Origin of the sequence: Paracidobacterium acidisoli, from assembly GCF_003428625.2 — a bacterium.
GTDB lineage: Bacteria > Acidobacteriota > Terriglobia > Terriglobales > Acidobacteriaceae > Paracidobacterium > Paracidobacterium acidisoli.
The window spans coordinates 30,759-55,017 of record NZ_QVQT02000003.1 but is presented as its reverse complement, the minus strand read 5'-3'; the positions used below and the strand labels follow the sequence as shown (position 1 = coordinate 55,017).

Here is a 24,259-nt window from a genome sequence, read left to right as displayed (position 1 = left end):
CCCAATTCTATGCGAGAGGAGCAGCCGTCTGTGAAAGCTTCCTGTTGTCAGAGGCCATCAAATAAAAAGGGAGGACCGTAGTCCTCCCCGCCCGTCTTGCTGGGGCAAAGTCAGAAGTTGAATTTCAACTGGAACTCCGCACTGCGCGGTCCGCCTTCATTGAAGGTACCCGAGCCGCGCGACGTCCGCAGCTGCTGCAGATTCAAGAAGCTGTTCGGGCTGTTCGGATAGAGTCCGGCTGCTCCCACATCGGAGGTGTTCAGCAGCGTCGCGCTTCCACCCGAGTTGAGCGGACCATAATTGCCGAAGTTTGCGACGTTATAGAAGGCCACTGTCGGCTCAATACTTGCACCCTCCGAAATGAACCGCAGCTTGATCGGATACGCAAAGCTCGCATCCATCTCCTTGAAGTCTCCATTCGGAACCGCACTGTTCGACGCTGGCGCCATCGGCTGCATCACGCCACCCAGCTGCTGCATCTGCTGTGCCGTAATCAGACCGCTGTTAACAACCGTCTGACCTGCCGGCGTCAGCTGATTCGCATACCTCGCATTGAACTGGTTGATGACTTTGTTCAGGCTGCCCGGCTTCGTGGCTCGCATATATGTACCAGGATCGGTCTCAGGAACAATGTCGCCGGTCTGCCCATCACCCGTCCAGTCGGTCTGGAAGATCTGTGCGCTGTCGCCTGACGTTGCATCCAGTACCAGGCTCGACGGCGGCGCAGAGTAGAAGTGCGCAATGATGCCGATCGTCGGTCCCGTGCTGAACTTCCGCATGAAGGACGGCTGCACCGGTGTAATAAAGCCGCCGAACGAAATCTGCTGCGGGCGGTCGAGCGATCCGCGTCCGATATAGCGTGTCGGATTGTTGTAATCCCACACGCCCGGCGTGAAGTACTGATCCGACGTAGGTGCATTTACGTTCGCTCCCGCTGCCCCCACGTTGGTTACAAACCGCGAGTAGTTATAGGAGACTTCCAGGTTGCCGAGCGTAAAGCCAGGGAAGGGATTGGTCTTCTGCCCGCGGAACTGAATCTGCAGAGCGTCGTAAGCCGACTTACCGCTCGGGAACTGGAACTGTCCCTGCCCGACATTCGGATTTTTACCTGGAAACGCAATGTTTCCTGCGTTCGGATATCCACCCGTCAGTGCGACTCCCGAATCCATTGCTGGTCCGGAATAGCCGTTAGGATACAGATTTCCGGGGTTTGCGAAGTCGAAGATGGTCGCATGACCGGACGCATCCGCCGGGCAGGAATCGATCGCCTGCTGCACGTTCGAGGCATTGCACGCGCTCAGTACCGCATTAATCGCGCCCTGCGCCGCCGTCGGATCGAAGTACTGTGCGGCTCCCACGCGGTTTACGTCCACAGCCTCTTCAAACTTCCAGTCCACCTGGTGCAGGAAGTCCACCGTCAGCACGCCACCGTTGAACAGCTTCTGCTGAATGCCGAAGTTTACGTGAAGCGAACGCGGCGTGGTGAACTGATGCGGCGCGTATGCGTCGTAATCCGCTCCCGCCGGAATCGCCAGAGTCGTTCCTACAAAATTTGGATTCGCCTGAGCTCCGGCAGTGACTGCTGACTTCTGATATTCCGCCTGCAACCCGGCAAAAGCATCAGCCGCCTGTCCGACAGGCTCCGAGCAAAGCTGAGAGATCGGTACACCGTTATAGCTGTCTACCGTTTCACCCGTTGGCATGGTGAACGAGTTCGTCCCGCCGCAGATCAGTTCCTGCGCCGAGAACAAACCCTGCTGCAGCTTGAAGGGCCTGTCAAACAACACATTGTTGAAGACAAAATTCTCATAGTACATGCCAATGCCCGCGCGGAAGACCGTATTGCCATTCAAGGCTGACGGAGCATAGGCAAGGCCGAGCTGTGGACCAAAGTCACCATTCGGCTGATTGATCCGGTCTCCAAGGCCAGCACCGAACTGATCGAGAATCGACTGATTACCCGAGCACGGAGCAGGCGAAACCGTAATCTCAGAGCATGGCAGGGGGGCTAGATCTGAATCCGAGCGGCCCGTGTCACGCTGATACAGCACGCCGTAATTCAGCGTAAAGGTCGGCGTCACCTTCCATGAGTCGGCGATATACATATCCAGACGCCAGTCACCCTGGCCGCCCGCCGGTGCCCCAAACTCCGGTGTTTCGGTGTAGTAACCCTGGCCATTGCCCAGCGTAACCTGCGCCGCCGAATAATCCAGAGGATTGCTCGGGTCGCCGCCAGCAATCGGGGAAGTACCCGTCACCACCTCTGGCGCAATGCCGAAGAAGGATGCAAATCCTCCGCCCAGAATGCGGTTAAAGCCGGCTCCATAACGGAGAATATGCGCGCCCTTCGTCCAGCTTCCGTCATACCGGAACTGCTTCTCCGATTGGTAGGTCTGCTGCGGTGCCAGAAGATTTGGACCCGTATACAAGCCCGAGGAGGGAATATGCAGTTCGATGTTCGGGAAGGGATTGTAAAGTCCGGAATCTGCACCCGTCAGGTCGCTGATGAGGTTATGGAACTTCTCATAACCGCCGCGGAAGCTGTGGGTAAAGTGGCCGGTGACAAAATCAGCACCGTAAGCAATACCTGGCGTGTTGTCACGGTTCGCATAAAGCGAATATCCATATCCGAAGGTAGACGCCACGCTGTTCACTTCATAGTTGCCGCGTGCGAAGTAGTGCACGCCCCAGGGACCGTTGTAATCCAGCCGTATTGTCGAATAGGTATCGCGAAAAGGAGACGGATAGGTCGGGAACTGCGAATTCAATGCAGAAAAGGTCGAAGCCAGCGACACCACCTGTGCCGACTCCTGCTTGATGCGCTCCGAGTCGCCGAAGATAAACAGTTTGTCTTTCAGGATAGGGCCGCCGATATTGCCCCCGAACTGATTGCGTTGAAACGGCGCATCGAGGCCGTTCGGTGCGTTTGCAAAGCCGGCCACGTTGTCCTGAAAGTTATAAAAGAGCTGCCCGTGATAGCTGTTTGTTCCTGATGGGGTGCTGACGTTCACCGATCCCGAAGACGTGATCGCCGACGAAGCATCGCCCGTGGACCGTGTCAGCTGAAACTCACCCACAGCGCCCGATGGCACGTTAAAAATCGTCGTGCCCACAGTCTCATCGGTAATGTCAGAACCATCCAGAAGAATACGCGTCGTGCGCCCGGAGACACCGCCGATCGACAGGGCCGAGTAACCGGCCTTCGTCGGGTCGAACGTCTCGCCGCTCTGTAACTGAACGCCCGGCTCCAACTGCGCCAGATCGAGGAAGTTCCGCCCCTGCACCGGCAGGTTTTTGATCTGCTCCGGCGTAATAACGGACGAGACCGTCGTCTGGCTCTGATCCACCTGGATCGCGCTCGCACTCACCTCAACCACCTGCGACGAGCCACCGACCTTCAGCTTGTAGCTGCCGTTCGTCACCAGACCAATCTGCACCACCATCGTGGCTTTGATCTGGGCAAACCCAGCCGCCTCAATCGTTACCTGATAGTTTCCGGAAATAAGCGGACCGGATGCATAGCTGCCGGCGCCGTCCGTCGTAACCGCCTTGGAGACGTTTGTATCGAGGTTCGTGATCGTCACCGTCGCATTCGGCACCAGTGCGCCGCCCGGATCGGTAATCGTGCCCTGAATGGCTCCGGTAAGGTTAGTGGCCTGTCCCCAGGCAAAGGATGCGGGAAGGGAGCCGAACAGAAAAACCGCCGCAACCGCGAGAAAAAGATGACGCAGCGACTGAGCTCTGAAAAGGCAAAGCTGATTCATGACACCCGGGATATGCAATTCTGTGTCCGGACTGAAGGGGTCTCATAACCACAATTCCGTCTCTCACGCAAGTTCTGGATTATGAATCAGATATGAAAATCACTTATTTACTTTTCGGTAATACGGTTTGCTTCAGAAATCTTCTGCGATTCACAAAACAGAAGTGAAAACCAGGATAAATATTAAATTTTGTAGGAATATTAACGTGCATAACTAGTACACATATAAGGCAGGCTAAAGGTGCAAAAGAGGTAAATCCATAGGCGGTGAGATAGCAGTAACGAAAGATATAAAGAGAACTTATCGGCCCCAAAAATAAAGCCCGTATAGAGGACTAACACTCTATACGGGCCTGTTCCTGACTTCCAACAGCCGATTCTGCTCAGATGTCGAGGTTCTTCACATCCAGCGCGTTATCTTCAATGAATTTGCGGCGCGATTCGACATCCTCGCCCATCAGTGTCGTGAAGATCGTCTCGGTCTCCGCGATATCTTCGAGCTTCACCGAAAGCAGTGTTCTGCGCTCCGGGTCCATTGTCGTCTCCCATAACTGGGATGAAGTCATCTCGCCGAGGCCCTTGTACCGCTGTACCTGGTACTCGCGCCGTCCCTGTTCGATTACATACTCGAACAGCTCCTGCGGTGTCTGTTTCTCCACCGGCTCGTGCGAAGCCCTGCCCGAACGCTTCGGAGCCGGCCGGCCGGCCTCTGCTTCACCGATCGTCTCGCCTTCGCTCTCTTCCGGATCGGCTGTTGCAGCGGCTCCCTTCGCCGCATACTCAATCAGGAAGGGTGGCTGCAGTGCCTCCCTGATCAGCGCATACTTCGCCGTCATCTGCCGGTACTCCGGCGACGATGCCAGTGTCCAGTCGATCTTTCTTGGAGCACCCTGAGCATCCGCAAAGCTCAGAGACCACGTCTGGTGCTCTTCGTCATATACCGGCCTGGCCAGCGCCTTGAACTGATATTTCTTCTGGATCTTCTCCAGCTCAGCATAGAGTTCCGTCAGCTTTGACGGAACAGCGTCCGCACCGCCTTCAAAGTCGACGCGGCGCGCCAGCTCCAGCCGTGCCAGCAGAGCTGTTACCTCTTCATTACGCAACCGCTTGTTTACCTTATCGAAGAAGCCCAGATAGTCGTTCAGCGATCCCATGAATTTCGTGAGCGCCGCGCCTTCCAGCCTGCTGGCACCCTCTCCGTAACGGATCACCATTCCTTCGGACGCGCGCTTCACCATCACTTTTACGAAATCGCGGTCATCCTTGATGTACTGCTCGAAACGGCCCTTCTTGATCTTGTAAAGCGGCGGCTGGGCGATATACACGTTCCCGCGCCGGATCAGCTCGTTCATATGCCGGAAGAAGAAGGTCAGCAGCAGTGTACGGATATGCGATCCGTCCACGTCGGCATCAGTCATAAGAATGATCTTGCCGTAGCGCAGCTTTGCCGGATCGAAGTCCTCTTTGCCAATGCCCGTGCCCAGCGCCGTAATCATGGCGCGGATTTCCTCATGGCCCAGCATCTTGTCGTAGCGAGCCTTCTCGACATTCAGAATCTTGCCTTTCAGCGGCAGAATCGCCTGGAACTTCCGGTCGCGTCCCTGCTTCGCTGTTCCACCGGCCGACTCGCCCTCCACAAGGTACAGCTCGCACCGGTCCGGCTGGCGCTCGCTGCAGTCGGCCAGCTTGCCCGGCAGCCCGCCGCCGTCGAGCGCGCCCTTGCGGCGCGTCAGGTCGCGCGCCTTGCGAGCCGCCTCGCGGGCCCGCGCCGCTTCAATCGCTTTATTGATGATCCGCTTCGCTACCGGCGGATTCTGCTCGAGGAACATGCCGAGCTTCTCATTCACCAGCGCCTGTACCGTTCCGGCAATGTCCGAGTTCAGCTTGCCCTTCGTCTGTCCTTCGAACTGCGGCTGCGACAGCTTGACGCTGATGACAGCGACCAGTCCCTCACGCACATCGTCTCCGGACAGGTTCTCCTTCACGTCTTTGAAGAGCCCCATCTGCTGTCCGGCAGCATTCACCGTTCTGGTGAGCGCCGTACGAAAACCCGAGAGGTGCGTGCCGCCATCCACCGTATTGATGTTGTTGGCGAAGCAGAAGACCGCCTCCGAGTAGCTGTCGTTGTACTGCAGCGCGATCTCCATATCCACGCCATCGCGCAGCCCTTCCATCACAATCGGCTTGTCGTGCAGTACCTGCTTGCCCTTGTTCAGGTGCCTGATGAACTCCGCAATCCCGCCCGCATATTTAAAGTCCGCGCGCTTCGCCTCGCCCGTCTTGGCATCGGTCGTGCGCTCGTCGGTCAGCGTGATTTCGAGGCCCTTGTTCAGAAATGCGAGCTCCCGAAGCCGCTGCGCCAGCGTGTCGTAGTTGTACTCGGTCACGGTAAAGATCGACTTGTCCGGCAGAAAGTGAACCTTCGTACCGCGCTTTTTCGAGGTCCCCGCCTGCCGTAGCTTCGAGACAGGAATACCACGCGAATAATCCTGCTCCCAGGTATGTCCGTCGCGCCAAATCTCCACATCGAAGACCTCGCTCAGCGCATTCACGCACGAAACGCCCACGCCGTGCAGTCCGCCCGAAACCTTGTAGGTTGAGGAGTCGAACTTGCCCCCGGCATGCAGCTTCGTCAGCACCACCTGCACCGCCGGCATCCGCTCACCGTTGTCCAGCAGCTTCTCGTCAACGGGTATACCGCGGCCATCATCGGTCACCGTGATCGAGTTGTCGCTCTCAATCACCACTTCGATTCTCTTCGCATAGCCGGCCAGCGCTTCGTCGACGGAGTTATCGACCACCTCATACACCAGATGGTGCAGCCCCATCTCGCCCGTCGAGCCGATATACATCGCAGGCCGCAGGCGCACCGCCTCCAGGCCTTCCAGCACCTTGATGTTTTCGCTCGTGTATCCGCCGCCGGATTTTCCGTTGCTGCCAGCAATTTCGGGCAGAACTGCGTTGGTGGTGGGAGATATCTCTTTTGTGGCCATGAAACTCCGGAGGGCGAAAATCCGGAACGCCTGTCAGGGAGCACTCTCTTACGGTCTAACCCTTTGAAAGCGAACCGGTTTCGTGCTTTGATCTGTTGTTATTGTAGCATGTAAGGAGCTGCGCCGCCGAGCGTAATCCAGCCCGGAACCGCCCCTGCCGCTACATGCCTCGATCCTCTCCGCATCACTATTATCCACTTGAAAATAAATAGCTTATCGCCAATATGGACACCGCGGCATCCACTCTCTCTCAGGATCTCCACTCGGCCTTTATATCTCCTGCTGGAAATCGCCTCCTCTGCTCCTCGGCCATCTGCATTCTGAGCACGTACTTTCCTCCGGCCGGTATCCGGACGCTGGCAGGAATTTTTTTTGGACAACCCCTGGCCAGCATCGTGCATCACCCCGACCAGCATTCCCCTTCCCCCGGTTTTTCTGACACATAGGTTGTAGAACAATGACCTGTTCGTAGTTTGTGGACAGCCTGGTTTCGAGCTATTCTTAAAAGTCTCAAGGGGTAGCTATGGCGCTGTTGGAACACGTGCTGATCATTGCCGAGCCGGTACTCCTGGTGTCGCTGCTGGCTCTGCTCCTCCGTTCAGGAGGCATGCGCCGTTTCCCTGCTCTCGCGACCTACTTCGGCATTCGCCTTCTGTCGCTCGCTTTCTTTGAGGCTGTCACCCTGCTGCATCTCTCGCATCAGGTCTATACCATCGGCTTCTATGCCGCCTCCATCGTCAAAACGGTGGCCGTCTACTTCGTCGTGCAGGAAGTCTTCGCGCACCTCATGGAGCCGGTGCCGGGCCTTCGCCGCCTCGCGCTCATCGCCTTCCGCTGGATCACCATCGTCTCGATCGTCATCTCCGGCGTGGTAGCGTCTCTGCTCCTCTATACGCGCGGCTTTCAGGCGCATCTCGCCATGGCACCGCTCACGCTGGGCATCAGCATTCTCGAGATATCCCTGCTGCTCTTCCTGGCCCTCGTCATTCACAGCCTCGGCCGCTCGTTTCACAGCCGTCTCTTCGGTATTGCACTCGGCTTTGGCGTCCAGGCGACCATTGAACTGGTCAGTTCCACCCTCGACAGCTCTCGTCCCGGTCTTCACGCCATGACCGATGGGATCGCGCAGGCTGTCCTCTTTGCAGTCCTGCTGATCTGGACGGCATACTTCCTTATCCCCGAACCCGCCGGAGAGCGCATGAAGGTCATCCTCCCTTCAGAATCCCCTATCCTGCGCTGGAATGAGATCGCCCGGGCACTTGGCCACAGCACACCTCAGGTCGCCGTCGGTACCGCCTCCAGCGGCTTCTTCCTGCAGGACGTTGAAAAGGTCGTCGACAAGGTGCTCGCCCGCAACGCCCTCGGCACCACTCGTCAGTAGCACCGCGGCACGCGCTCTTTCAATCTCCCCGCCGTCTCACCGGGAATGAAACTGCGATGCTTCTGTGTCTCTGGTGAAGCCTTCCCGGCCTGCTTTCATTACACTCCCTGCCTAAGTCCGCAAAAACGCAAAAGGCCGAACCCGAAGGTCCGGCCCCTGTCAGAAAAACCCTGGAGAAGCTACTCTGCCGCAACCGGCTCGATGGCGACAAATCTGCCTGTCCTGCCGCGGTCGATAAACTTCACCCGTCCGTCGATCTTCGCAAAAAGCGTATCGTCGCTACCCCGGCCTACATTCAGACCCGGCTTCAGCTTCGTGCCGCGCTGCCGCACAATGATCGAGCCGCCCGTGACCACCTGACCTCCGAACGCCTTCACGCCCAGCCGCTGTGCGTTTGAGTCGCGGCCGTTTTTCGAACTACCAAGACCTTTTTTGTGTGCCATGATTCACCCTCTGCCACCTGCCGTGGCCGCGATTCCTGTCCGGCCTCTGGAGCCGGTAAAAACTCTGCGCTTACTGCGCCGTATAGCTGTTGCCGCCCACCACGATCTCGTTGATACGGATCTGCGTAAACGACTGGCGATGCCCCTGCAGCTTCTTGTACTGCTTCTTCCGCTTGTAGTGGAAGACCAGAATCTTGTCGCCGCGTCCGTCGCCAACCACGGAGGCGACAACCTTCGCGCCCGCCGGATCGGCGAACGAGCCGGCCTCGCTCGAGGCCGCAACCACATCGCTGAATTCGACCGTGCCGTTGTCATCGGCCACGACCTTCTCCACCTTCAACACGTCGCCCGGAGCGACACGATACTGCTTCCCACCTGTGCGGATCACCGCGTACATAAAACCTCCGGCGCCCGTTCTTCGGGCGCGATACTGAATCCCTGGCTGGGCGGATACATGCTTCTCAGGGGGCCGCGCTTCCGTTCCCGGAAGCCTCCGGCCATTCCCGCTGCTCCGGTTCATCACAGAGCCGTAGGCAGAATCGCCAAACTATAGTAGTGTACCGGCGACTTCTCCTCCGGTCAATCCTGCTTTGCCAACTCACGCCTGCTCGACTTCGAGCATCCGCGCCTCGCGGTCCAGTTTCACAATACGAAAACTCCGTACCTGCCCTGCCCGCAGAGCCTCCGGCCGCACAGCAACCGGTGCCGGGCCGCTCTTCCACCGCGCCTGCAACATCGAAGTCAGCGAAGAGAGGTCGGCCTTCCCTTCGGCCTTCTTCTCCTCCACGACGGGTCTGCCTGCCGCAGGACGGCAGAACGCCTGCACTCCTTCACCCAGTTCCACCGTCGCACGATCGCCGTCTTCTTTCACCACCCGGCCTGAGACGATGTCGCCCTCATTATGTTCCGCCAGATACTCATCGAGGCTGCTCGGAACCAGCTGCTTCATGCTCAGGCGGATCTGCCGCTTCTCCCGATCCACCGCCAGCACCAGCGCTTTCACTGTCTCGCCCGCCTTCAGCACGTCCTGAGGATGGTTGATCCGCTTCTCCGCGCTGATCTCGCTGACGTGCACAAGGCCCTCCACGCCTTCTGCAAGCTGCACAAATGCGCCGAACTTCGTCAGCCGCGTTATCCTGCCTTCCATCGTGGTTCCGGCGGGAAACTTCTGCTCCGCATCGGTCCACGGGTCGCCCAGCGCCTGCTTCAGTCCCAGTGACAACCGCCGCTCCGCCGGACTGATCGACAGAATTACCGTATCTACCGTGTCGCCCTGTTTCAGTACATCGCTCGGCCTGCGTACCCGCTTGATCCACGACATCTCCGACACGTGAATCAGCCCTTCAATCCCCGGCTCAACCTCTACAAAGGCTCCAAAATCGGTCAGCCGCGAAATCGTGCCCGTCACCCGCTGACCAGCCGCATACCGCTCCGTCGCCGAATCCCACGGCTCCGGCAAAAGCTGTTTCAGCCCGAGCGAGATGCGCCTGTTTTCCGAATCGATCTTCAGCACCTTCACCCTGAGCTGCTGGCCTACGGAAAGCACTTCCTCAGGACTGTTCACCCGGCTCCACGAGAGATCGCTCACATGCAGCAGTCCGTCGATCCCGCCCACATCGACAAATGCGCCGTAGCTGGCCAGACTGCGCACCTGACCATCGAGAACATCTCCCTCTCTCACCGCAGACCATCTGCCCGCCTCCAGCGAGCGCGCCTCTTCTTCAGCGATCACACGCCGGTCGACGACAACATCCTCCTCAGCCGCGTCAAGCTTGATGATCTGGCAGGTAATTTCCTGCCCCACCAGCTTTTCCATCTCTCCGGCCTCACGGGTGCCGCTGCGCGAAGCGGGCATAAAGGCGCGCACGCCCACATCGACGCTCAAACCGCCTTTCACCACGCCTGTCACCGTCCCCACGATGGGAGCTTTTTGTACAAAGGCCGCCTCAAGCGATGCCCAGTCCGTTACCGGAGCCAGCTTCAGACGCGAGAGCTCGTAATAGCCCTCCGCATTGCGCCCCTTCACCGAAACTGGAAACCGGTCTCCCGGCGCCACCCCCTCGGCATGATTGTCGAAGGCCGTGCGCGGCAGCACTCCTTCGGTCTTATAGCCGATATCCAGGAACACCCCATCGGCGGAGACAGAAACAACCGTGCCCTCCAGTTGCTTCGTGCCCTCGCCGGTTCTGTGAACATGGCTGCGCTCGAACTGCGAAAGCAGAGCGCCAAATGACTCGGCGGGTTCGCTCACGGCCACGGCTGCACCCGAAGCTTCGGGGCCTGCCAGGCTGGTGGAAATGGGCTCAGAGGGGTCTGCTGCCCGTGACGGGGCTTCCGAAATACTCTCGTTGGTCATAAGTCTCGGTCTGTCTTTCCATTGTGGCACCATTCCGCCGCCAGTGTCTCCGCTCCGCTGCTCAACACCGGCCAGCCGGAGCCTCCACCCTGGCCCGGCGATTCCGCAATTCGGAGTAAACTCCACGGGGAAACCCCCGTCTATTCCTGTGCATGGAACAGACAGCACCTACAGAGATGGCGGCGGTTACCCACGATCAGGCCATGCTTGAGCTCGCCGATTTCGACGAGGTGGTTCGCCTCTATCGTCCACGTATCTTCCGCTTCCTGGTCTCCTCGCTCGGCGACCGCGATGCCGCCGAATCGCTGACCCAGGACTGCTTCTTCAAGGCCTGGAATGCCCGCCAGCAGTTTCGCGGGGAATCCAGCCTCGGCACCTGGCTCACCCGCATTGCCGTCAATCTCATGCGCGATCATCTCCGCAGCCGACGTCTTCGTTTCTGGCATCGGACCCGCGCAAATGCCGTGGATCTGCTCGAGATCAGCGACTGGGTGCCCGACAATCGCAGTACCCCGGAGCAGACGCTTCTCGCCCGCGACCGCGTCCGCCATCTCTGGACCGCCGTCGACAAGCTCTCGCCGCAGCAGCGCACCGTCTTCGTGCTCCGCTTCGTCGAGGAGATGGAGCTGGACGAGATCTCCACCACCACAGGCATTAATCTCAGCACCGTAAAATCTCATCTCTATCGCGCTCTGCACATCGTTCGGGAGCGCATGGGAGGATCGCAATGAATTCCCGCAAATCCGAATCGATCGACGTCACCCGGGAAGAAGTTCGCGAGATCGCCGAGTCTCTTGCCCTTTTTCGCTCAGCCATGCATCATGTCGCGGACCACGAGGCCTCGCGCCTCGCGCCGGCGACCCGGCCGGCGCATCTTCGCTCGCCGCGGCTCTTTCTGCATCCGGCCATTGTGGGCCCTGTGCTGGCCACCGCCATCTTTCTTGCCTCGCTGCCGCTCTGGCTTCACCCCCGGCACGAGCCGCATGCTGCGGTGGAGACCGCCGTTTCCGTTCATACTTCGCAGCCGCACCGCATCCCCGACGCCGAACTGCTCAGCCAGATCGATGCTGAAGTCTCCGAAGAGGTGCCCGACGCCCTGCAGCCCATGGCAGACCTGGGTTCCGCCGCTTCCGCCACGTCAACCTCATCGTCTGCAAGGGAGAACCAAAATGCTACTCAGGAATAACCGCCTCCTGCTCACCGCTTCTCTGCTTTGGATTGCCTCCGTCCCGCTCGCCTTCGCCCAGATGGGCCCTCCCGGCGGTGACTTTCACCGGCCGCCCATGGAGCGCGCCTTTCACGACGGCCATATGGGCCGCTGGTGGGACAATGCGCACTTCGTTCAGCAGATCGGCCTCAGCGATGCCCAGAAGCATCAGATGGATGACATCTTCCAGCAGCACCGGCTGAAGCTCATCGACCTCAACGCCAGCCTGCAGAAGCAGGAAGCCATCATGCAGCCGCTCGTCGAAGCCGACAATCCCGACGAGACGAAGATTCTCGCGCAGATCGACGCTGTCGCTCAGGCCCGCGCCGAGCTCGAAAAAGCCAACGCCCGCATGCTCTTTGATCTCCGCAAGGTTCTCACCCCCGATCAGTGGAAGAAGGTGCAGACTCTGCGCCAGGAGCACCGCAGCGAGATGTCGGATCATCGTGGCCCTGAGGGGCCCGATGCCCGCTGGCGCCGCTTCGGTCCCGACCACCGTGACGGCGGTCCGACGACGCCTTCCGCTCCCCCGGCCGGTTCACCACCACCCTCCGGTGATGCCCGGTAACAAAAGACCTCAGTGTTGGTCCTTCCAAACCCAGTGGTTAAGGGAGCGTTCTTCGCTCCCTTTTCTTTTTCCGCTTCTCGACGGCACTGCACTCCTCATCAGTACAGAACCTGCACCCGGGCTGTCGCGGGATCGGACCGGAGAAAAGATTCACAGGCGGCGAGAAGTATCGTCGGATCGATCAGCCCTTCGCGCAGCAGCAGAATGCGCAGGTGCGGATGGGTTTCGTGCAGCCGCTCGACAAAAAGTCTCTGCTCCTCGGCGGAAAAGGTATGACCGACAAGGATCACTGCCGGCTCCTGCTCCACGGCAAGAGCCAGAGCGCTCTGCAGATTCGTCGCAGAGACAGTTACATAACCGGCGCGCTGAAAGATCTGCTCACGCGTATAGAGCAGATCTTTGTCGCGGGAGAGAAGCAGAATCCGGTCCGGCACGAATTCATCTCCTTTCCGCTCTGCGCAGGAGGTCGAGGCAGGCTAATCCTGTAATGGGTCTCGCAGGTCTCGGAGGAAAGAATAAAAGCATCGGTTCCTGCTGAAACGGAAAGTTTATTTCTGTTTTGTCCGCGAGAGAAGACCCTGTGAAACCACGGCGGAAAAATAAATTTTTACCCGGCGGCCGGCAAGTCCGAAGGCTCCCGGCCGGGCATCTGGAAAGGAGAAATATGGCCGGCATATCAGGCAGGCTTTTGCCGAACGGTGCTCAGGGAAGGGATCTCCGAAAGAATCGCGAAAGCGTGGGTATGAATCTGTTCTTTGTCATGAAAACCCCGTGGAAGAACTTTACAGGCTGCCGCCACAGCAGCTGGCTTTACACGCTTCGGGGGGCTCAGTAGACTTGAAATTTCGGAGTAAGGGCGAAGTGTGCCCGCCGGCGAGTTCGCCAGGCAGGCGGGCTTCGTGCGCCGAAAGCAGTTGAAAATCGGTATACGCGAACGCAGTCGACAGGAGACAGGCATGGCAGCAGTGGAAGAGAAAGTAAAACAGATTATTGTCGAGCAGCTTCAGGTGGATGAGGCCGAGGTTACGCCGGGCGCCTCCTTCCAGGAAGACCTGGGAGCGGATTCGCTCGATGTCGTGGAGCTGGTAATGCAGTTCGAAGAGGCCTTCGATCTGGAGATTCCGGACGAAGACGCCGAAAAGATCAAGACGGTAAAAGACGCGATCGAGTACATCGAGAAGAACGCGAAAGGCGGCAAATAACTTTGCAGCGGCGCGTGGTCGTTACGGGGCTTGGGCTGGTGAGTGCGATCGGCAACACCGCGCCCGAAGTGTGGAAGAATCTGCTGGCAGGGCGGAGCGGAATGGCTCCGATCACCGGCTTTGACACGACGGGCTTCTCCGTGACGTTCGCGGCCGAGGTGAAGAACTTCGATCCGCTGCAGTTCGTGGACAAGAAGGAAGCGCGCAAAATGGCGCGCTTCATTCATCTGGCAATGGCTGCGACCCATGAGGCCATGGAGTCGTCAGGTCTGAAAATAACCGCCGAGAACGGACCGCGGGTCGGGGTACACATCGGGTCAGGAATCGGCGGGTTTGACATCATCGAGCGCGAGCACAGCGCTATGCTCGCCGGAGGCCCCCGCAAGATCTCGCCCTTCTTCATTCCTGCGGCCATCATCAATCTGGCCGCAGGCCAGGTCAGTATTCGCTACGGCGCAAAAGGACCGAATGAGGCCACGGCAACGGCCTGCACCACCAGCGCGCACTCCATCGGCGACGCCTACCGCATCATCGAGCGCGGCGATGCCGACGCTATGATCGCAGGCGGCTCTGAAGCAGCCATTACTCCCATGGGCATCGGCGGTTTTGCCGCCATGCGTGCCCTCTCCACCCGTAATGACGATCCGGAGCATGCCTGCCGGCCCTTCGACAAAGATCGTGACGGCTTTGTCGTGGGTGAAGGCGCAGGCATTCTCATCCTTGAAGAACTCGAGCACGCGAAGGCGCGTGGAGCAAAGATTCTGGCTGAGATCATCGGCTACGGCATGAGCGCTGACGCCTATCACATGACCGGTATGCCGGAAGACGGCGACGGCTGCTTCCGTGCCATGCAGAACGCTCTGAACAGCGCGAAAGTCACCCCCCAGGACGTGCAGTACGTCAACGCGCACGCAACCTCAACGGAGCTGGGCGACGTAACCGAGTCGCGGGCGATGCAGCGGCTCTTTGGCGAGCACGCCACCAGCCACCGGCTGAGGATCAGCTCCACCAAATCCATGACCGGGCATCTGCTCGGAGGTGCAGGCGGACTTGAGGCGGGTATTACCGTGATGGCGCTCATTCACCAGATCGCTCCGCCCACGACCAATCTTGAGAACATCGACCCAGGATGCGTGCTGAACTACGTGCCCAATACGCCGCAGGAAGCGAAAATCGATGTGGCGCTCTCGAATTCCTTCGGATTCGGCGGAACAAACGGCTCGCTCGTCTTCCGGCGCTGGGAGTAACCCGCCGCACGAAACGGCATCTTCCGGAACGCATGGCATCTTTTCGCCGGACGGAATTCCTGAATCTCTTTTACCGTTTCCGTCATTGAATAGAAGTACACTCTGAGAATGGCCGGGATGGCTTAACGGTAAAGCAGGCTATTCCCGCCGCTGTTCGTTCGCCGCACACATTCGGGCGGAACGGCGTTGGTTGCCGTTTATCGCTGCTTCGAGAGTCCAGGAGACAGGAGAGCGCACCGGTGGCTGCAACGACTGCGGAAGCTCCGACAGAAGCGTCGCTCCACGAGCACTGGAAGCCGAGGGTCAATCCCTGGCTGATCGCGATGACCGTGGCCCTCGCGGCGTTTATGGAAGTGCTCGACACGTCTATTGCAAACGTCGCCCTGCCGCATATCGCCGGCAATCTGGGCGCCAGCACCGATCAGGGAACCTGGGTACTGACCAGCTACCTTGTGGCCAACGCCATTGTGCTGCCGCTCGGGGGCTGGGCATCGAGCGTCTTCGGCCGCAAAAACTTCTTTCTCCTCTGTATCACCATCTTCACCGTCGCCAGCTTCCTTTGCGGCATTGCCCCCACACTTCCCATCCTGCTGCTCTGCCGCGTCCTGCAGGGCGCCGGCGGCGGCGGTCTGCAGCCCATGGCGCAGGCCATCATGGCAGATTCCTTTGACGAGCGGCAGCGCGGGCTGGCCTTCGCACTCTATGGCCTGGTCGCGGTCCTCGCTCCCTCCATTGGTCCCACTCTTGGCGGCTGGATTACCGACAGTTATTCGTGGCGATGGATCTTCTACATCAATATCCCGGTCGGCATGCTGACCTTCCTGCTGGTCACACGTCTGGTCGACGATCCGCCGTGGATCAAGGCGGACCGGAAGAATCTCCTGAATATCGATTACGTCGGCCTCGGCTTTCTCACGCTGGCTATGGGCGGCCTGCAGATCATGCTCGACAAGGGCGAGGAAAATGACTGGTTCGCTTCGAACTTTATCCGCATCTTCGCAGTGTTCTTCGTCGTGGGCATCATTGGCCTGATCGTGTGGGAGTGGCGCCAGAAGAAGCCGCTGATCAATCTCCGGCTCTTTCGTTACAAAAACTTCGCCGTCTGCTGCTTTCTCATGATGCTGGTCGGCGGTGTGCTCAATGCCAGTACCGTGCTGCAGCCCCTGTTCCTCCAGCAGCTTCTCGGTTACACGGCGACCAAAGCCGGAGAGGCCCTCACCGCCGGCGGCATCGCTCTGGTGATCGTCATGCCGATGGCCGGCTATATGACCAACAAGTTTTCTGCACGGAACCTCGCCGCCGCGGGCTTCAGCATCTTTGCTTTTTCATACTATTTTTCGGCTACGCATATCGATCTGCAGATGAGCTTCAGCTATGCCTCGTGGCTGCGTATTCTGCAGGTATTTCCCATCCCGTTTGCGTTCATCTCCATCACCAATGCAGCCTATGTCGGCATGCCGCGGTCTGAGAGCAATCAGGTGGCCGGCCTGATCAACTTCGTCCGCAATATCGGAGGCAGCATCTTCATCGCCGTCACAAACGCAGTGGTAACCAATCGCACCCTCTGGCACGAGGCCCGGCTCCAGAACCATATGCAGGACGGCAATATTTTCTTTCATCAGCAGGTGCAGGCCCTGAGCAGCTTCTTCAGCGGGCACGCCGGCGCGGCAAACGGCTCCTCGATGGCGCTTTCCAGCATCTACAATCAGCTCAACCAGCAGGCCGCCATGCAGGGTTACCAGGATGTCTACATGCTGCTCTGCTGGATGTCGCTGGCCATGATCGCCACTGCATTTCTGCTCAGCAAAAACCGTCCCGGTCAGGGCGGCGGCAGCGTGGCTATGCACTGAGGCCGCAGCCGAGAACCGGCACAGGTGCAGTTTCCTTTGTGAAAACGAGTACAGCATTTCCCGTTATGGATGGATCAGAACGGTACGATAGTGACTTTGCGATGGGTCTCGGGATCGTTCCGGCGTAGTATTTCTGTGTCGCATGTCTCCCCTGAACGAAAATGACCTGCGCAAGGCCCTCGAACGGGATGAGATTGTTCCCTGGTTTCAGTCCATTGTTGAACTGAGAACCGGACGGCTATCCGGCTTCGAGGTACTGGCGCGCTGGCAGCACCCGGAAAACGGGCTGATCCCGCCTGTCGATTTTATCCCCCTCGCCGAGCGGACAGAGCTGATCGGATCGCTCACCGAAAGGCTGCTGACACAGGCCTTCGCCGTCGGAGCCGGACTTCCGGAGCATCTGACACTTTCAGTCAACATCTCTCCCATCCAGCTTCGCAATCGCATCTTCGCCTCGCGCCTGCATGCTGTAGCCGAGCGCGCGCACTTCCCCTTTCGCCGCCTGATCGTCGAGATCACCGAAAGCGCTCTCGTGCTGAATCTGGAGCTCGCCTCAGTCATTGCCGAGGAGCTTAAGGAGATGGGAGCCCAGCTTGCGCTCGACGACTTTGGAACCGGTTACTCCAGCCTGCGCCACCTGCAGGCTTTACCTCTCGATCGAATCAAAATCGATTCGAGCTTCGTGCGCTCGATGAATTATCAGCGAGGCAGCCGGAAGATCGCAGCCGCTGTTGTGGGCCTGGGGCATAGCCTTGGGATGGAAACCGTGGCGGAAGGCATCGAAGAGCAGGAACAGGCGGAAATGCTCTTCCGGATGGGCTGCGAGCTCGGGCAGGGCTGGCTCTTCAGCCGCGCTGTTCCCGCCGCGGAGCTGCCGGCCATTCTGGCGGCGAAGACACTCGGGACCGTGGCGAATGTCTCCGCGCCGAAGCCGCCTGGTGAAGAGGTGGCCCTTCAGCTGGAAGCCCTTCCCGCGCAGCGTCTGGCACAGCTGCAGGCGATTTATGACGGCGCCCCGGTCGGCCTCTGCTTTCTCGACCGCAATCTGCGCTATCGCAGCCTTAACCGCTGCCTCGCCGAAATCACAGGCAAGCCGCTTTCCCAGCATCTGGGACGCACCGTGGCCGAAATACTGCCCGAGGCCTTTGCCGAAGTGGAGCCTTGGCTGCACCGGGCTCTCATGGGCGAATCGATCTCCGACCTCGAGATAGAAAGGCCCCATGCGCAGGAGCCCGGCGGAAAAAAATATCTGCTCATGTCCTATGAACCGGTCCGTGACGAGGCCGGCGAGATCATGGGCGTCTCCTGCGCGGTTGTGGACATCACCCTGCGCAAAAAGGCGCAGGAGGCTCTCATCGAGAGCGAGGATCACTATCGCAATGCCGTGGAGCTGAACGCCGAGGTGCCATGGACCGCCGACGCCGAGGGAGCCATTCTCGATTCCGGTCCTAAATGGGAGAGCCTCACCGGGCAGACGAAAGAGCAGACGCGGGGCGATGGCTGGAAACAGGCGGTGCACCCGGACGATCTTGAGCGTGTGCAGAATATCTGGAACGTGTGCCTCCGTACCGGCAGACCGCTCGATATCGAATACCGGGTCGGCCGGGGCGATGGCAAATGGCGATGGGTGCGTGCGCGCGCAGCCGCGCGTCGCGGGTCAGGCGGAAAGATTGTGCGCTGGTACGGAACGGTCGAGGATATCGATGACCGCAAGCGGGCAGAAGAGGCGCTGAGGCAAAGCGAAGCCCGGCTGCAGGCCGTTTTTCAGGCCGTCCCGGTGGGTATCGTCATCGCCGAGGCCCCCGGAGGTCGCATTGTCATGGGTAATCCTCAGGCTGAAGCCATCCTGGGCCGTCCGCTCTTCCGGGGAGTCGATCTGGCCGAACAGCAGCAGGGAGTCGTCTTTTATCCCGATGGAGAACCGGTTCATGCAAGGGATCTGCCTCTGGAGCGCGCCATCTTCTTCGGCAAAACAACCGACGCAGAAGAATTCCGCTATCGGCGGGGCGACGGGCAGATGATCTGGATCTGTGTGACCGCTGCTCCCATCCAGTCCGCAGACGGCACGATCACCGGCTGCGTTGCCGCCATTACCAACGCAAACGACGGCGCGGGAGAGCGCGAGCGGCTGCGTCATATCGTGGAAGATCTGCAGGCAAGGCTTGCCGCCAGCACTTCCTGACTCGCCATCGCGGGGAACAAACTGAACAGATTCTGACCTTCGCGCCGGCGCATCATTCCACTCGCCGCAGCGTTATGTCTTCTCTGCAAACGGAGGCTGCATCAGACGCTCCTGCTTCTCTCCGCCGGATGAGACAGCGCTGAAGCGCGTACGCGGAAACGCGTCCGGATAATTCTTCTGAATGTAAGTCACCATCTTCTCGCGAACCTCGCAGCAGATATTGAACTGCCTGCTCGAGTCGGCGGCGCTCAGCAGGCAGCGAATCTCCATCGTATGCTCGGAGAGATTGGTGACCTGCAGCACGCAAACCCGTTTATCCCAGTCGGGCGAGGCCTCCAGAATCCGTCGGAATTCCTGACGAAGCGGCTCCACCGGCACCGAATAATCGACGTAAAGATAGGGATACCCCAGGAGATCGGCGGTATTCCGTGTCCAGTTCTGAAATGGATTCTCGATGAAATAGCTCAGTGGCACGATCAGGCGCCGTTGATCCCAGATCGCGACAACAACATAAGTCGTCGTGATCTCTTCGATGCGCCCCCATTCGCCCTGCACAATCACCACATCGTCCAGACGAATCGGTTCGGTGAAGGCGATCTGCAGACCAGCCAGAAGATTCGAAGCCGAAGACTTGGCTGCCGTGGCCAGCACCAGACTGGCCAGCCCGGCCGAAGCGAGCAGCCCCGCACCATAGTGCCAGATCTGCGAATCGCGAAAGACAGAGAGCGCGAGGCCGACATCGATCACGATCAGCAGCGTGATCAGCATGCGTCGCATCAGCTGGAGCTGCGTGCGTGCCCGGCGCGCGCGCAGATTATCGGCGACGGAAATGTCGAAGCGCAGAATCAGCAGATCCTCAAGACAATAGACCGCGGAGATCATCAGCCAGCCAAGAGCGATAAACCACAGCACCGCCAGAGCCTTCTGCATCGGCCCCAGATACACTGCAGGCATATCCAGCAGCGGCAGAATGAAGCCAACCCCGGTAAACAGAACCAGCGCCTGAACCGGACGTCGAACCCGATGCACGATGCGTGCCAGCGGCGAGTTGTCGCCGAAGTGAAAACCGCGGATACGCGCCAGCAGCCGCGTAAGGATACTGCGCACAAAAGAGCTGAGGACTACCGCGGCAACCAGAATGGCCAGACCGATCAGCCAGTGAATCCAGTGAGCGCGAAGAATATGCAGTGTCGACTGAGGGAGGGCAGACATAGATCTCCGGGCGTTGATATCTGGTTTTTGGTTTCAGCTTTCGGTTTCAGACTGTTCGCGGAATCTGCCATGCCGGCTCTTGTGCGGAACTCGCACAGCATTGAGGGGAAACCGCAGCTTCGGCCGTTCGCTTATCGCCTGCGGTGCATGATTCTCCCGCAGGCGCTACGAAAAGAGGATGCGAAAAGCCTGCCGCAGGTTTGCGGGATTATCGGTCGCTTTACCGGTCCGGCGCGTCATTCCACTCACCGCAGCGTTACGTCTTCTCTCCAAACGGAGGCTGTATCCGGCGCTCCCGCTTCTCTCTACCGGGCGAATGGCCCGCAATAACTTCCAGCCCGGCCGGACAGGAAGAAAGAAGCATCTTCGCGCGTGATAAAAAATTTTACCTGTAAAATAAAATGGCGAACTTTCAAAGGAGAAACATACATTTGCCAACGCTCGAAGCTGAGGCCCTGCGCGAAACTGCTGCCGAGTGGCAGGCTTACGTCTCTTCTGTGGATACGCGGTGCCGGGAAATTCTGCACCGGATTCTGACCGATCACATTCAGGATTTATGCGATCGATATGTAGCCTTTCTCACAAAAGACCGCGAGATCGCCAGTGTGATTCCAACCGATGCGGGACGTCAGGAGATCACCGAATTATTCCTGAAATGGATCGAGCATCTGTTGATGCTCGATCCAGATGCGGTCGACGAGTATTGTGAACGCCAGAAGGAAGTTGGACGAATGATGGCGCGCATTGGGCTGCCCCCTTACGCTTTATCGCGGTCCATGCGCAAACTGAAACTCTGGTTTATATCGCATCTCGGGACTCTTCCCCTTTCATCCGAACAGCTTCTGGAAACCGTTAAATGTTTGGTATTCATCATCGATATTTCCGTAGAAATTCGGGCGGCCAGCTTTTATTCTAGGCAGGCCAAACATGCGCGGCTGGAAGAGACATACCGGCTGCAGGCGCTCTGTCAGAATCTCGCCATGGAGAAAGAGCGGCAGCGCGCTGCGCTCATGGAGTGGGTCCAGCATATTTTGACTTCCTTCTGCCAGTCTGGCGATATTCAGTGTCTTCCTCTCCTGGGAAAATCAGACTTCGGCCTCTGGCTTGACCATAAGGCACGCCTTCTTTTCGAAGGTGCGATGGAAGTCGGCGTGATCGTGGATGCCGTTACCAGAATCGACACTGACCTTGTGCCGGCGCTCGAGTCCGCCGTCTATGCTGAACGAAACGTGGTCGGTTCACTGATCGCGTATTCAGCAGGAGATAGCCTCCGTCAAATTCAGCCTGAACAATCTTTTCGAAGCCCGTCTGGAAATCGAAAATGGCCGCGATCCACTAACTTACCTGCTCAATCGGCGCTTCCTGCCGACGGTGTTGATGCGTGAAATCGCACTCCAGAAGATTCGAAAAGACCGGGGCTTTTGTATCCTCATGTTCGACATCGACCGCTTTAAAGAGGTCAACGATACCTTTGGCCATCTGGCTGGAGATGCCGTGCTGCAGCAGGTTTCTGCCGCCATTACGCAATGTTGTCGCCCTTCTGACTTCATCTTCCGCTATGGGGGAGAAGAAGTATTAATCGTGCTCGTGGATTGCGATCCCTCTCTCGCCGGCAACATCGCTGAACGCATACGGCAATGTATTCAGGACCTCATTCTCCGGCTTCCGGACGGGAACGTCCTCTCTGTAACTGCCAGCCTGGGGATAGCCGCATTCGCCGGGGAGCTGGACTACGAGAAACTGTTAGCTCGCGCCGATCAGTCGCTTTACACAGCAAAAGCTGCGGGACGAAATCAGGTCGTAATGGACATGGCTCCTTCACCGGACGGAACAATCTCACAATGAGGGATCTTCTCGTGCCCCCCGGCGCACATCTTTATCCGGGCGAAGAAAATACGTAAGGCGTAAGATGCAGATATGCTTTTTTCTCTGGCTGCAGCGCTCATTCTTGGACTCGCCGCCGGCGGCCTGCTCGTCTTCCTTCTTCTCGCCAGCCGGCGCAGTGTGGAGCTGCAGCCGCTGCAGGCGCGGGCCGAAGCGCTCGCCTCTGAGCTCGCTGCAAAGAACACCGCGCTCGACATAGTCCGTGAGCGTGAAACGGCCGGCCTCGCCCGTGTTGCCTCCCTTGAAGCCACCAGTACGCAGATCGCCGCACAAATGGCTGATCTGCGCAGCGCTCTGGAAAAATCCAGAACCGAAGCCGAACAGTGGCGCACACAGGCGGGCACGCTCGAAACAGAGAATGCGAGACTGCGCACCGCTCTCGACAAAGAGCGTGTGAATGCCGAAGAGAAGCTTGCCATGCTCACTGCGGCGCGTCAGGAGCTATCCAATCAGTTCAAAGCGCTGGCAAACGAAATTCTCGAGCAAAAATCAAAAGCCTTCACCGAACAGAATCAGACGAATCTCACGAACCTGCTTCATCCGCTTAAAGAGAAATTTGGAGAGTTTCAGACAAAAGTCGAGAGCCTTCAGAAAGACGGCATCGCCGGCCGCTCCGAGCTGAAGACGCAGATCGATCAGCTTCGTACGCTGAACGAGCGCCTCTCGCAGGATGCCACCAATCTGGTCAGCGCGCTCAAAGGCTCCTCCAAAATACAGGGCGACTGGGGTGAATTCGTCCTCGAAAGCCTGCTCGAATCCTCCGGTCTTCGCAAAGGCCACGAATATCGCGTGCAGGAGAACTTCCAGCGCGAAGATCGCAGCCGCGTCAAACCCGATGTCATCCTCAATCTGCCCGAGGGACGGCACATCATCATCGACGCCAAGGTCTCGCTGGTGGATTACAACAACTATTGCAGCAGCGATGATGAGGCCTTCCGCAGCGATGCACTCAGCCGTCATCTCGCCTCCGTGCGCGGCCACATCAAAGAGCTCTCCCAGCGCAACTATCAGTCGATCTACGGCCTCAGATCACTCGACTTCGTTGTGATGTTCATCCCCATTGAGCCTGCTTTTATGCTGGCCCTCGCGCAGGATAGCCGGCTCTGGGAAGAGGCCTGGAACCGGAATATCCTTCTCGTCAGCCGTACTACACTCCTCTTTGTGCTGCGTACCGTCTCTCACCTCTGGCGGCAGGAACAGCAAACGAGAAACGTTCAGGAGATCGTCCGCCGCGGTGGTGAGCTTTACGATAAGCTCGCGGCCTTTGCAAAAGATCTGACCGATGTTGGACGTAGTCTCGAAGCAGCTCGCCAGAGCTACGATGAGGCATATAAAAAGCTGGCTCAGGGAAAAGGCAACGCTATCCGTCAGGCAGAAATGCTGAAAGGTCTCGGAATCAAACCCACAAAGAGCTTTCCGCTTGTCGTAGTCGAACAGGCCATCGAGGAACCGTCACCCGAGCTTTTCGAGCTTGCCGCGGCAGCTCAGGACAACGTGATGTCCATGACGGAGACCGAAAAGCCCTGACCGCGGCAGCGCCCATCAGCCGGCCTTGCGCCTGTTATGCTCTTCGCCGGCCGTTTCCTGCCCCGCATCGTCCGTAAACGATCCTGTCGCATGCTGCCCCGCCGGAGTCTCGGGATGCCGCTGCGTCTGCCCTTCCGCAACGTTGCGCTTCAAATGCTCGCGCTGCTCGGCATGCCGGTCGCCTGAGCGGGCCGCGTTGTCAGGAGGGACTGGCTGCACCTGCGCCGGCGCTGCTGTGCGATCCTGCTCCTGCTCTTCGTGTGTTGTTTTCCGTGCGTGTGGGTCATAGCAATTCCTCCTGCGTTCTTCCTGGGTTGGATGTTGTTTTCGCATACTGCGGAGGCTCACAAACGGATTGACTGTACGGAAAACGCAAAGGGATACGCTTGCATTCCAGGAATGCGTCTCGAAAGATCAACGGAATAACAGGGAAAACACCTGCAC

General features: G+C 58.6%; 19 protein-coding genes. 11 read left to right on the top strand and 8 right to left on the bottom strand.

What is annotated here, in order from left to right:
* Positions 1-110: 110 nt before the first annotated feature.
* Positions 111-3,764, bottom strand: a complete 3,654-nt coding sequence (locus D0Y96_RS07705) for a TonB-dependent receptor (protein WP_117298811.1) — start codon at positions 3,762-3,764, stop codon at positions 111-113.
* Positions 3,765-4,146: 382 nt separating this feature from the next.
* Positions 4,147-6,756, bottom strand: coding sequence for a DNA topoisomerase (ATP-hydrolyzing) subunit B (gyrB, locus tag D0Y96_RS07700; protein ID WP_117298810.1), 2,610 nt, complete (start codon positions 6,754-6,756; stop codon positions 4,147-4,149).
* A 523-nt stretch (positions 6,757-7,279) separates the two neighbouring features.
* On the opposite strand from gyrB, the gene D0Y96_RS07695 reads away from it, so the two are divergent.
* Complete coding sequence (locus D0Y96_RS07695) at positions 7,280-8,137, top strand: hypothetical protein (protein ID WP_117298808.1); 858 nt, start codon at positions 7,280-7,282, stop codon at positions 8,135-8,137.
* Between the two features lie 179 nt (positions 8,138-8,316).
* Here D0Y96_RS07695 and rpmA read toward each other — a convergent pair whose 3' ends face one another.
* The 3 genes from rpmA to D0Y96_RS07680 form a co-directional block, all read right to left on the bottom strand.
* Positions 8,317-8,580: a 50S ribosomal protein L27 gene (rpmA, locus tag D0Y96_RS07690; protein ID WP_117298807.1), complete on the bottom strand. Its 264-nt coding sequence runs from the start codon at positions 8,578-8,580 to the stop codon at positions 8,317-8,319.
* 70 nt (positions 8,581-8,650) lie between these two features.
* On the bottom strand, positions 8,651-8,977 hold the full coding sequence (gene rplU / locus D0Y96_RS07685) for a 50S ribosomal protein L21 (protein WP_117298806.1): 327 nt from the start codon (positions 8,975-8,977) through the stop codon (positions 8,651-8,653).
* Positions 8,978-9,178: 201 nt separating this feature from the next.
* Entirely contained in the window at positions 9,179-10,831 is a 1,653-nt protein-coding gene (locus D0Y96_RS07680) for a 30S ribosomal protein S1 (protein WP_350449004.1), read from the bottom strand.
* 281 nt (positions 10,832-11,112) lie between these two features.
* On the opposite strand from D0Y96_RS07680, the gene D0Y96_RS07675 reads away from it, so the two are divergent.
* Genes D0Y96_RS07675 through D0Y96_RS07665 form a run of 3 tightly spaced genes read left to right on the top strand, consistent with a single transcriptional unit; the run spans position 11,113 to position 12,711 of the window.
* The gene (locus D0Y96_RS07675) at positions 11,113-11,667 is read left to right on the top strand and encodes an RNA polymerase sigma factor (protein WP_252263604.1); all 555 of its coding nucleotides are present in this window, start codon (positions 11,113-11,115) and stop codon (positions 11,665-11,667) included.
* Entirely contained in the window at positions 11,664-12,122 is a 459-nt protein-coding gene (locus D0Y96_RS07670) for a hypothetical protein (RefSeq protein WP_158562303.1), read from the top strand. Before D0Y96_RS07675 ends, D0Y96_RS07670 begins: the two co-directional genes overlap by 4 nt.
* A complete protein-coding gene (locus tag D0Y96_RS07665; protein WP_158562301.1) occupies positions 12,106-12,711 on the top strand; it encodes a Spy/CpxP family protein refolding chaperone in 606 nt (201 codons plus the stop codon). The genes D0Y96_RS07670 and D0Y96_RS07665 overlap by 17 nt, the downstream gene beginning before the upstream one ends.
* A gap of 98 nt (positions 12,712-12,809) precedes the next feature.
* Here D0Y96_RS07665 and D0Y96_RS07660 read toward each other — a convergent pair whose 3' ends face one another.
* A complete protein-coding gene (locus tag D0Y96_RS07660; RefSeq protein ID WP_117298802.1) occupies positions 12,810-13,145 on the bottom strand; it encodes a hypothetical protein in 336 nt (111 codons plus the stop codon).
* A gap of 522 nt (positions 13,146-13,667) precedes the next feature.
* Here D0Y96_RS07660 and D0Y96_RS07655 point away from each other — a divergent pair.
* The 4 genes from D0Y96_RS07655 to D0Y96_RS07640 all read left to right on the top strand — a co-directional run bounded on the left by D0Y96_RS07655 (position 13,668) and on the right by D0Y96_RS07640 (position 19,192).
* On the top strand, positions 13,668-13,913 hold the full coding sequence (locus D0Y96_RS07655; protein ID WP_117299660.1) for an acyl carrier protein: 246 nt from the start codon (positions 13,668-13,670) through the stop codon (positions 13,911-13,913).
* Positions 13,914-13,915: 2 nt separating this feature from the next.
* Complete coding sequence (fabF, locus tag D0Y96_RS07650) at positions 13,916-15,160, top strand: beta-ketoacyl-ACP synthase II (protein ID WP_117298801.1); 1,245 nt, start codon at positions 13,916-13,918, stop codon at positions 15,158-15,160.
* A 239-nt stretch (positions 15,161-15,399) separates the two neighbouring features.
* On the top strand, positions 15,400-17,010 hold the full coding sequence (locus D0Y96_RS07645) for a DHA2 family efflux MFS transporter permease subunit (RefSeq protein ID WP_117298800.1): 1,611 nt from the start codon (positions 15,400-15,402) through the stop codon (positions 17,008-17,010).
* Positions 17,011-17,152: 142 nt separating this feature from the next.
* The gene (locus D0Y96_RS07640; protein WP_117298799.1) at positions 17,153-19,192 is read left to right on the top strand and encodes an EAL domain-containing protein; all 2,040 of its coding nucleotides are present in this window, start codon (positions 17,153-17,155) and stop codon (positions 19,190-19,192) included.
* A gap of 72 nt (positions 19,193-19,264) precedes the next feature.
* Here D0Y96_RS07640 and D0Y96_RS07635 read toward each other — a convergent pair whose 3' ends face one another.
* Positions 19,265-20,404, bottom strand: coding sequence for a mechanosensitive ion channel family protein (locus D0Y96_RS07635; RefSeq protein WP_117298798.1), 1,140 nt, complete (start codon positions 20,402-20,404; stop codon positions 19,265-19,267).
* A 431-nt stretch (positions 20,405-20,835) separates the two neighbouring features.
* On the opposite strand from D0Y96_RS07635, the gene D0Y96_RS07630 reads away from it, so the two are divergent.
* The 3 genes from D0Y96_RS07630 to D0Y96_RS07620 all read left to right on the top strand — a co-directional run bounded on the left by D0Y96_RS07630 (position 20,836) and on the right by D0Y96_RS07620 (position 23,815).
* The gene (locus D0Y96_RS07630) at positions 20,836-21,789 is read left to right on the top strand and encodes a protoglobin domain-containing protein (RefSeq protein WP_158562299.1); all 954 of its coding nucleotides are present in this window, start codon (positions 20,836-20,838) and stop codon (positions 21,787-21,789) included.
* Positions 21,776-22,249, top strand: a complete 474-nt coding sequence (locus D0Y96_RS07625; RefSeq protein ID WP_350449003.1) for a GGDEF domain-containing protein — start codon at positions 21,776-21,778, stop codon at positions 22,247-22,249. Before D0Y96_RS07630 ends, D0Y96_RS07625 begins: the two co-directional genes overlap by 14 nt.
* A gap of 72 nt (positions 22,250-22,321) precedes the next feature.
* Positions 22,322-23,815, top strand: a complete 1,494-nt coding sequence (locus tag D0Y96_RS07620; RefSeq protein ID WP_117298795.1) for a DNA recombination protein RmuC — start codon at positions 22,322-22,324, stop codon at positions 23,813-23,815.
* Positions 23,816-23,830: 15 nt separating this feature from the next.
* Here the strand turns inward: D0Y96_RS07620 and D0Y96_RS07615 are convergent, their stop codons facing one another.
* Complete coding sequence (locus tag D0Y96_RS07615) at positions 23,831-24,034, bottom strand: hypothetical protein (RefSeq protein ID WP_117298794.1); 204 nt, start codon at positions 24,032-24,034, stop codon at positions 23,831-23,833.
* Positions 24,035-24,259 lie beyond the last annotated feature (225 nt).

Coding starts and splice junctions, on each gene's coding strand:
- D0Y96_RS07705 (WP_117298811.1), bottom strand. CDS start 3,764: ATGAATCAGCTTTGCCTTTTCAGAGCTCAGTCGCTGCGTCATCTTTTT.
- gyrB (WP_117298810.1), bottom strand. CDS start 6,756: ATGGCCACAAAAGAGATATCTCCCACCACCAACGCAGTTCTGCCCGAA.
- D0Y96_RS07695 (WP_117298808.1), top strand. CDS start 7,280: ATGGCGCTGTTGGAACACGTGCTGATCATTGCCGAGCCGGTACTCCTG.
- rpmA (WP_117298807.1), bottom strand. CDS start 8,580: ATGGCACACAAAAAAGGTCTTGGTAGTTCGAAAAACGGCCGCGACTCA.
- rplU (WP_117298806.1), bottom strand. CDS start 8,977: ATGTACGCGGTGATCCGCACAGGTGGGAAGCAGTATCGTGTCGCTCCG.
- D0Y96_RS07675 (WP_252263604.1), top strand. CDS start 11,113: ATGGCGGCGGTTACCCACGATCAGGCCATGCTTGAGCTCGCCGATTTC.
- D0Y96_RS07670 (WP_158562303.1), top strand. CDS start 11,664: ATGAATTCCCGCAAATCCGAATCGATCGACGTCACCCGGGAAGAAGTT.
- D0Y96_RS07665 (WP_158562301.1), top strand. CDS start 12,106: ATGCTACTCAGGAATAACCGCCTCCTGCTCACCGCTTCTCTGCTTTGG.
- D0Y96_RS07655 (WP_117299660.1), top strand. CDS start 13,668: ATGGCAGCAGTGGAAGAGAAAGTAAAACAGATTATTGTCGAGCAGCTT.
- D0Y96_RS07640 (WP_117298799.1), top strand. CDS start 17,153: ATGTCTCCCCTGAACGAAAATGACCTGCGCAAGGCCCTCGAACGGGAT.
- D0Y96_RS07635 (WP_117298798.1), bottom strand. CDS start 20,404: ATGTCTGCCCTCCCTCAGTCGACACTGCATATTCTTCGCGCTCACTGG.
- D0Y96_RS07620 (WP_117298795.1), top strand. CDS start 22,322: ATGCTTTTTTCTCTGGCTGCAGCGCTCATTCTTGGACTCGCCGCCGGC.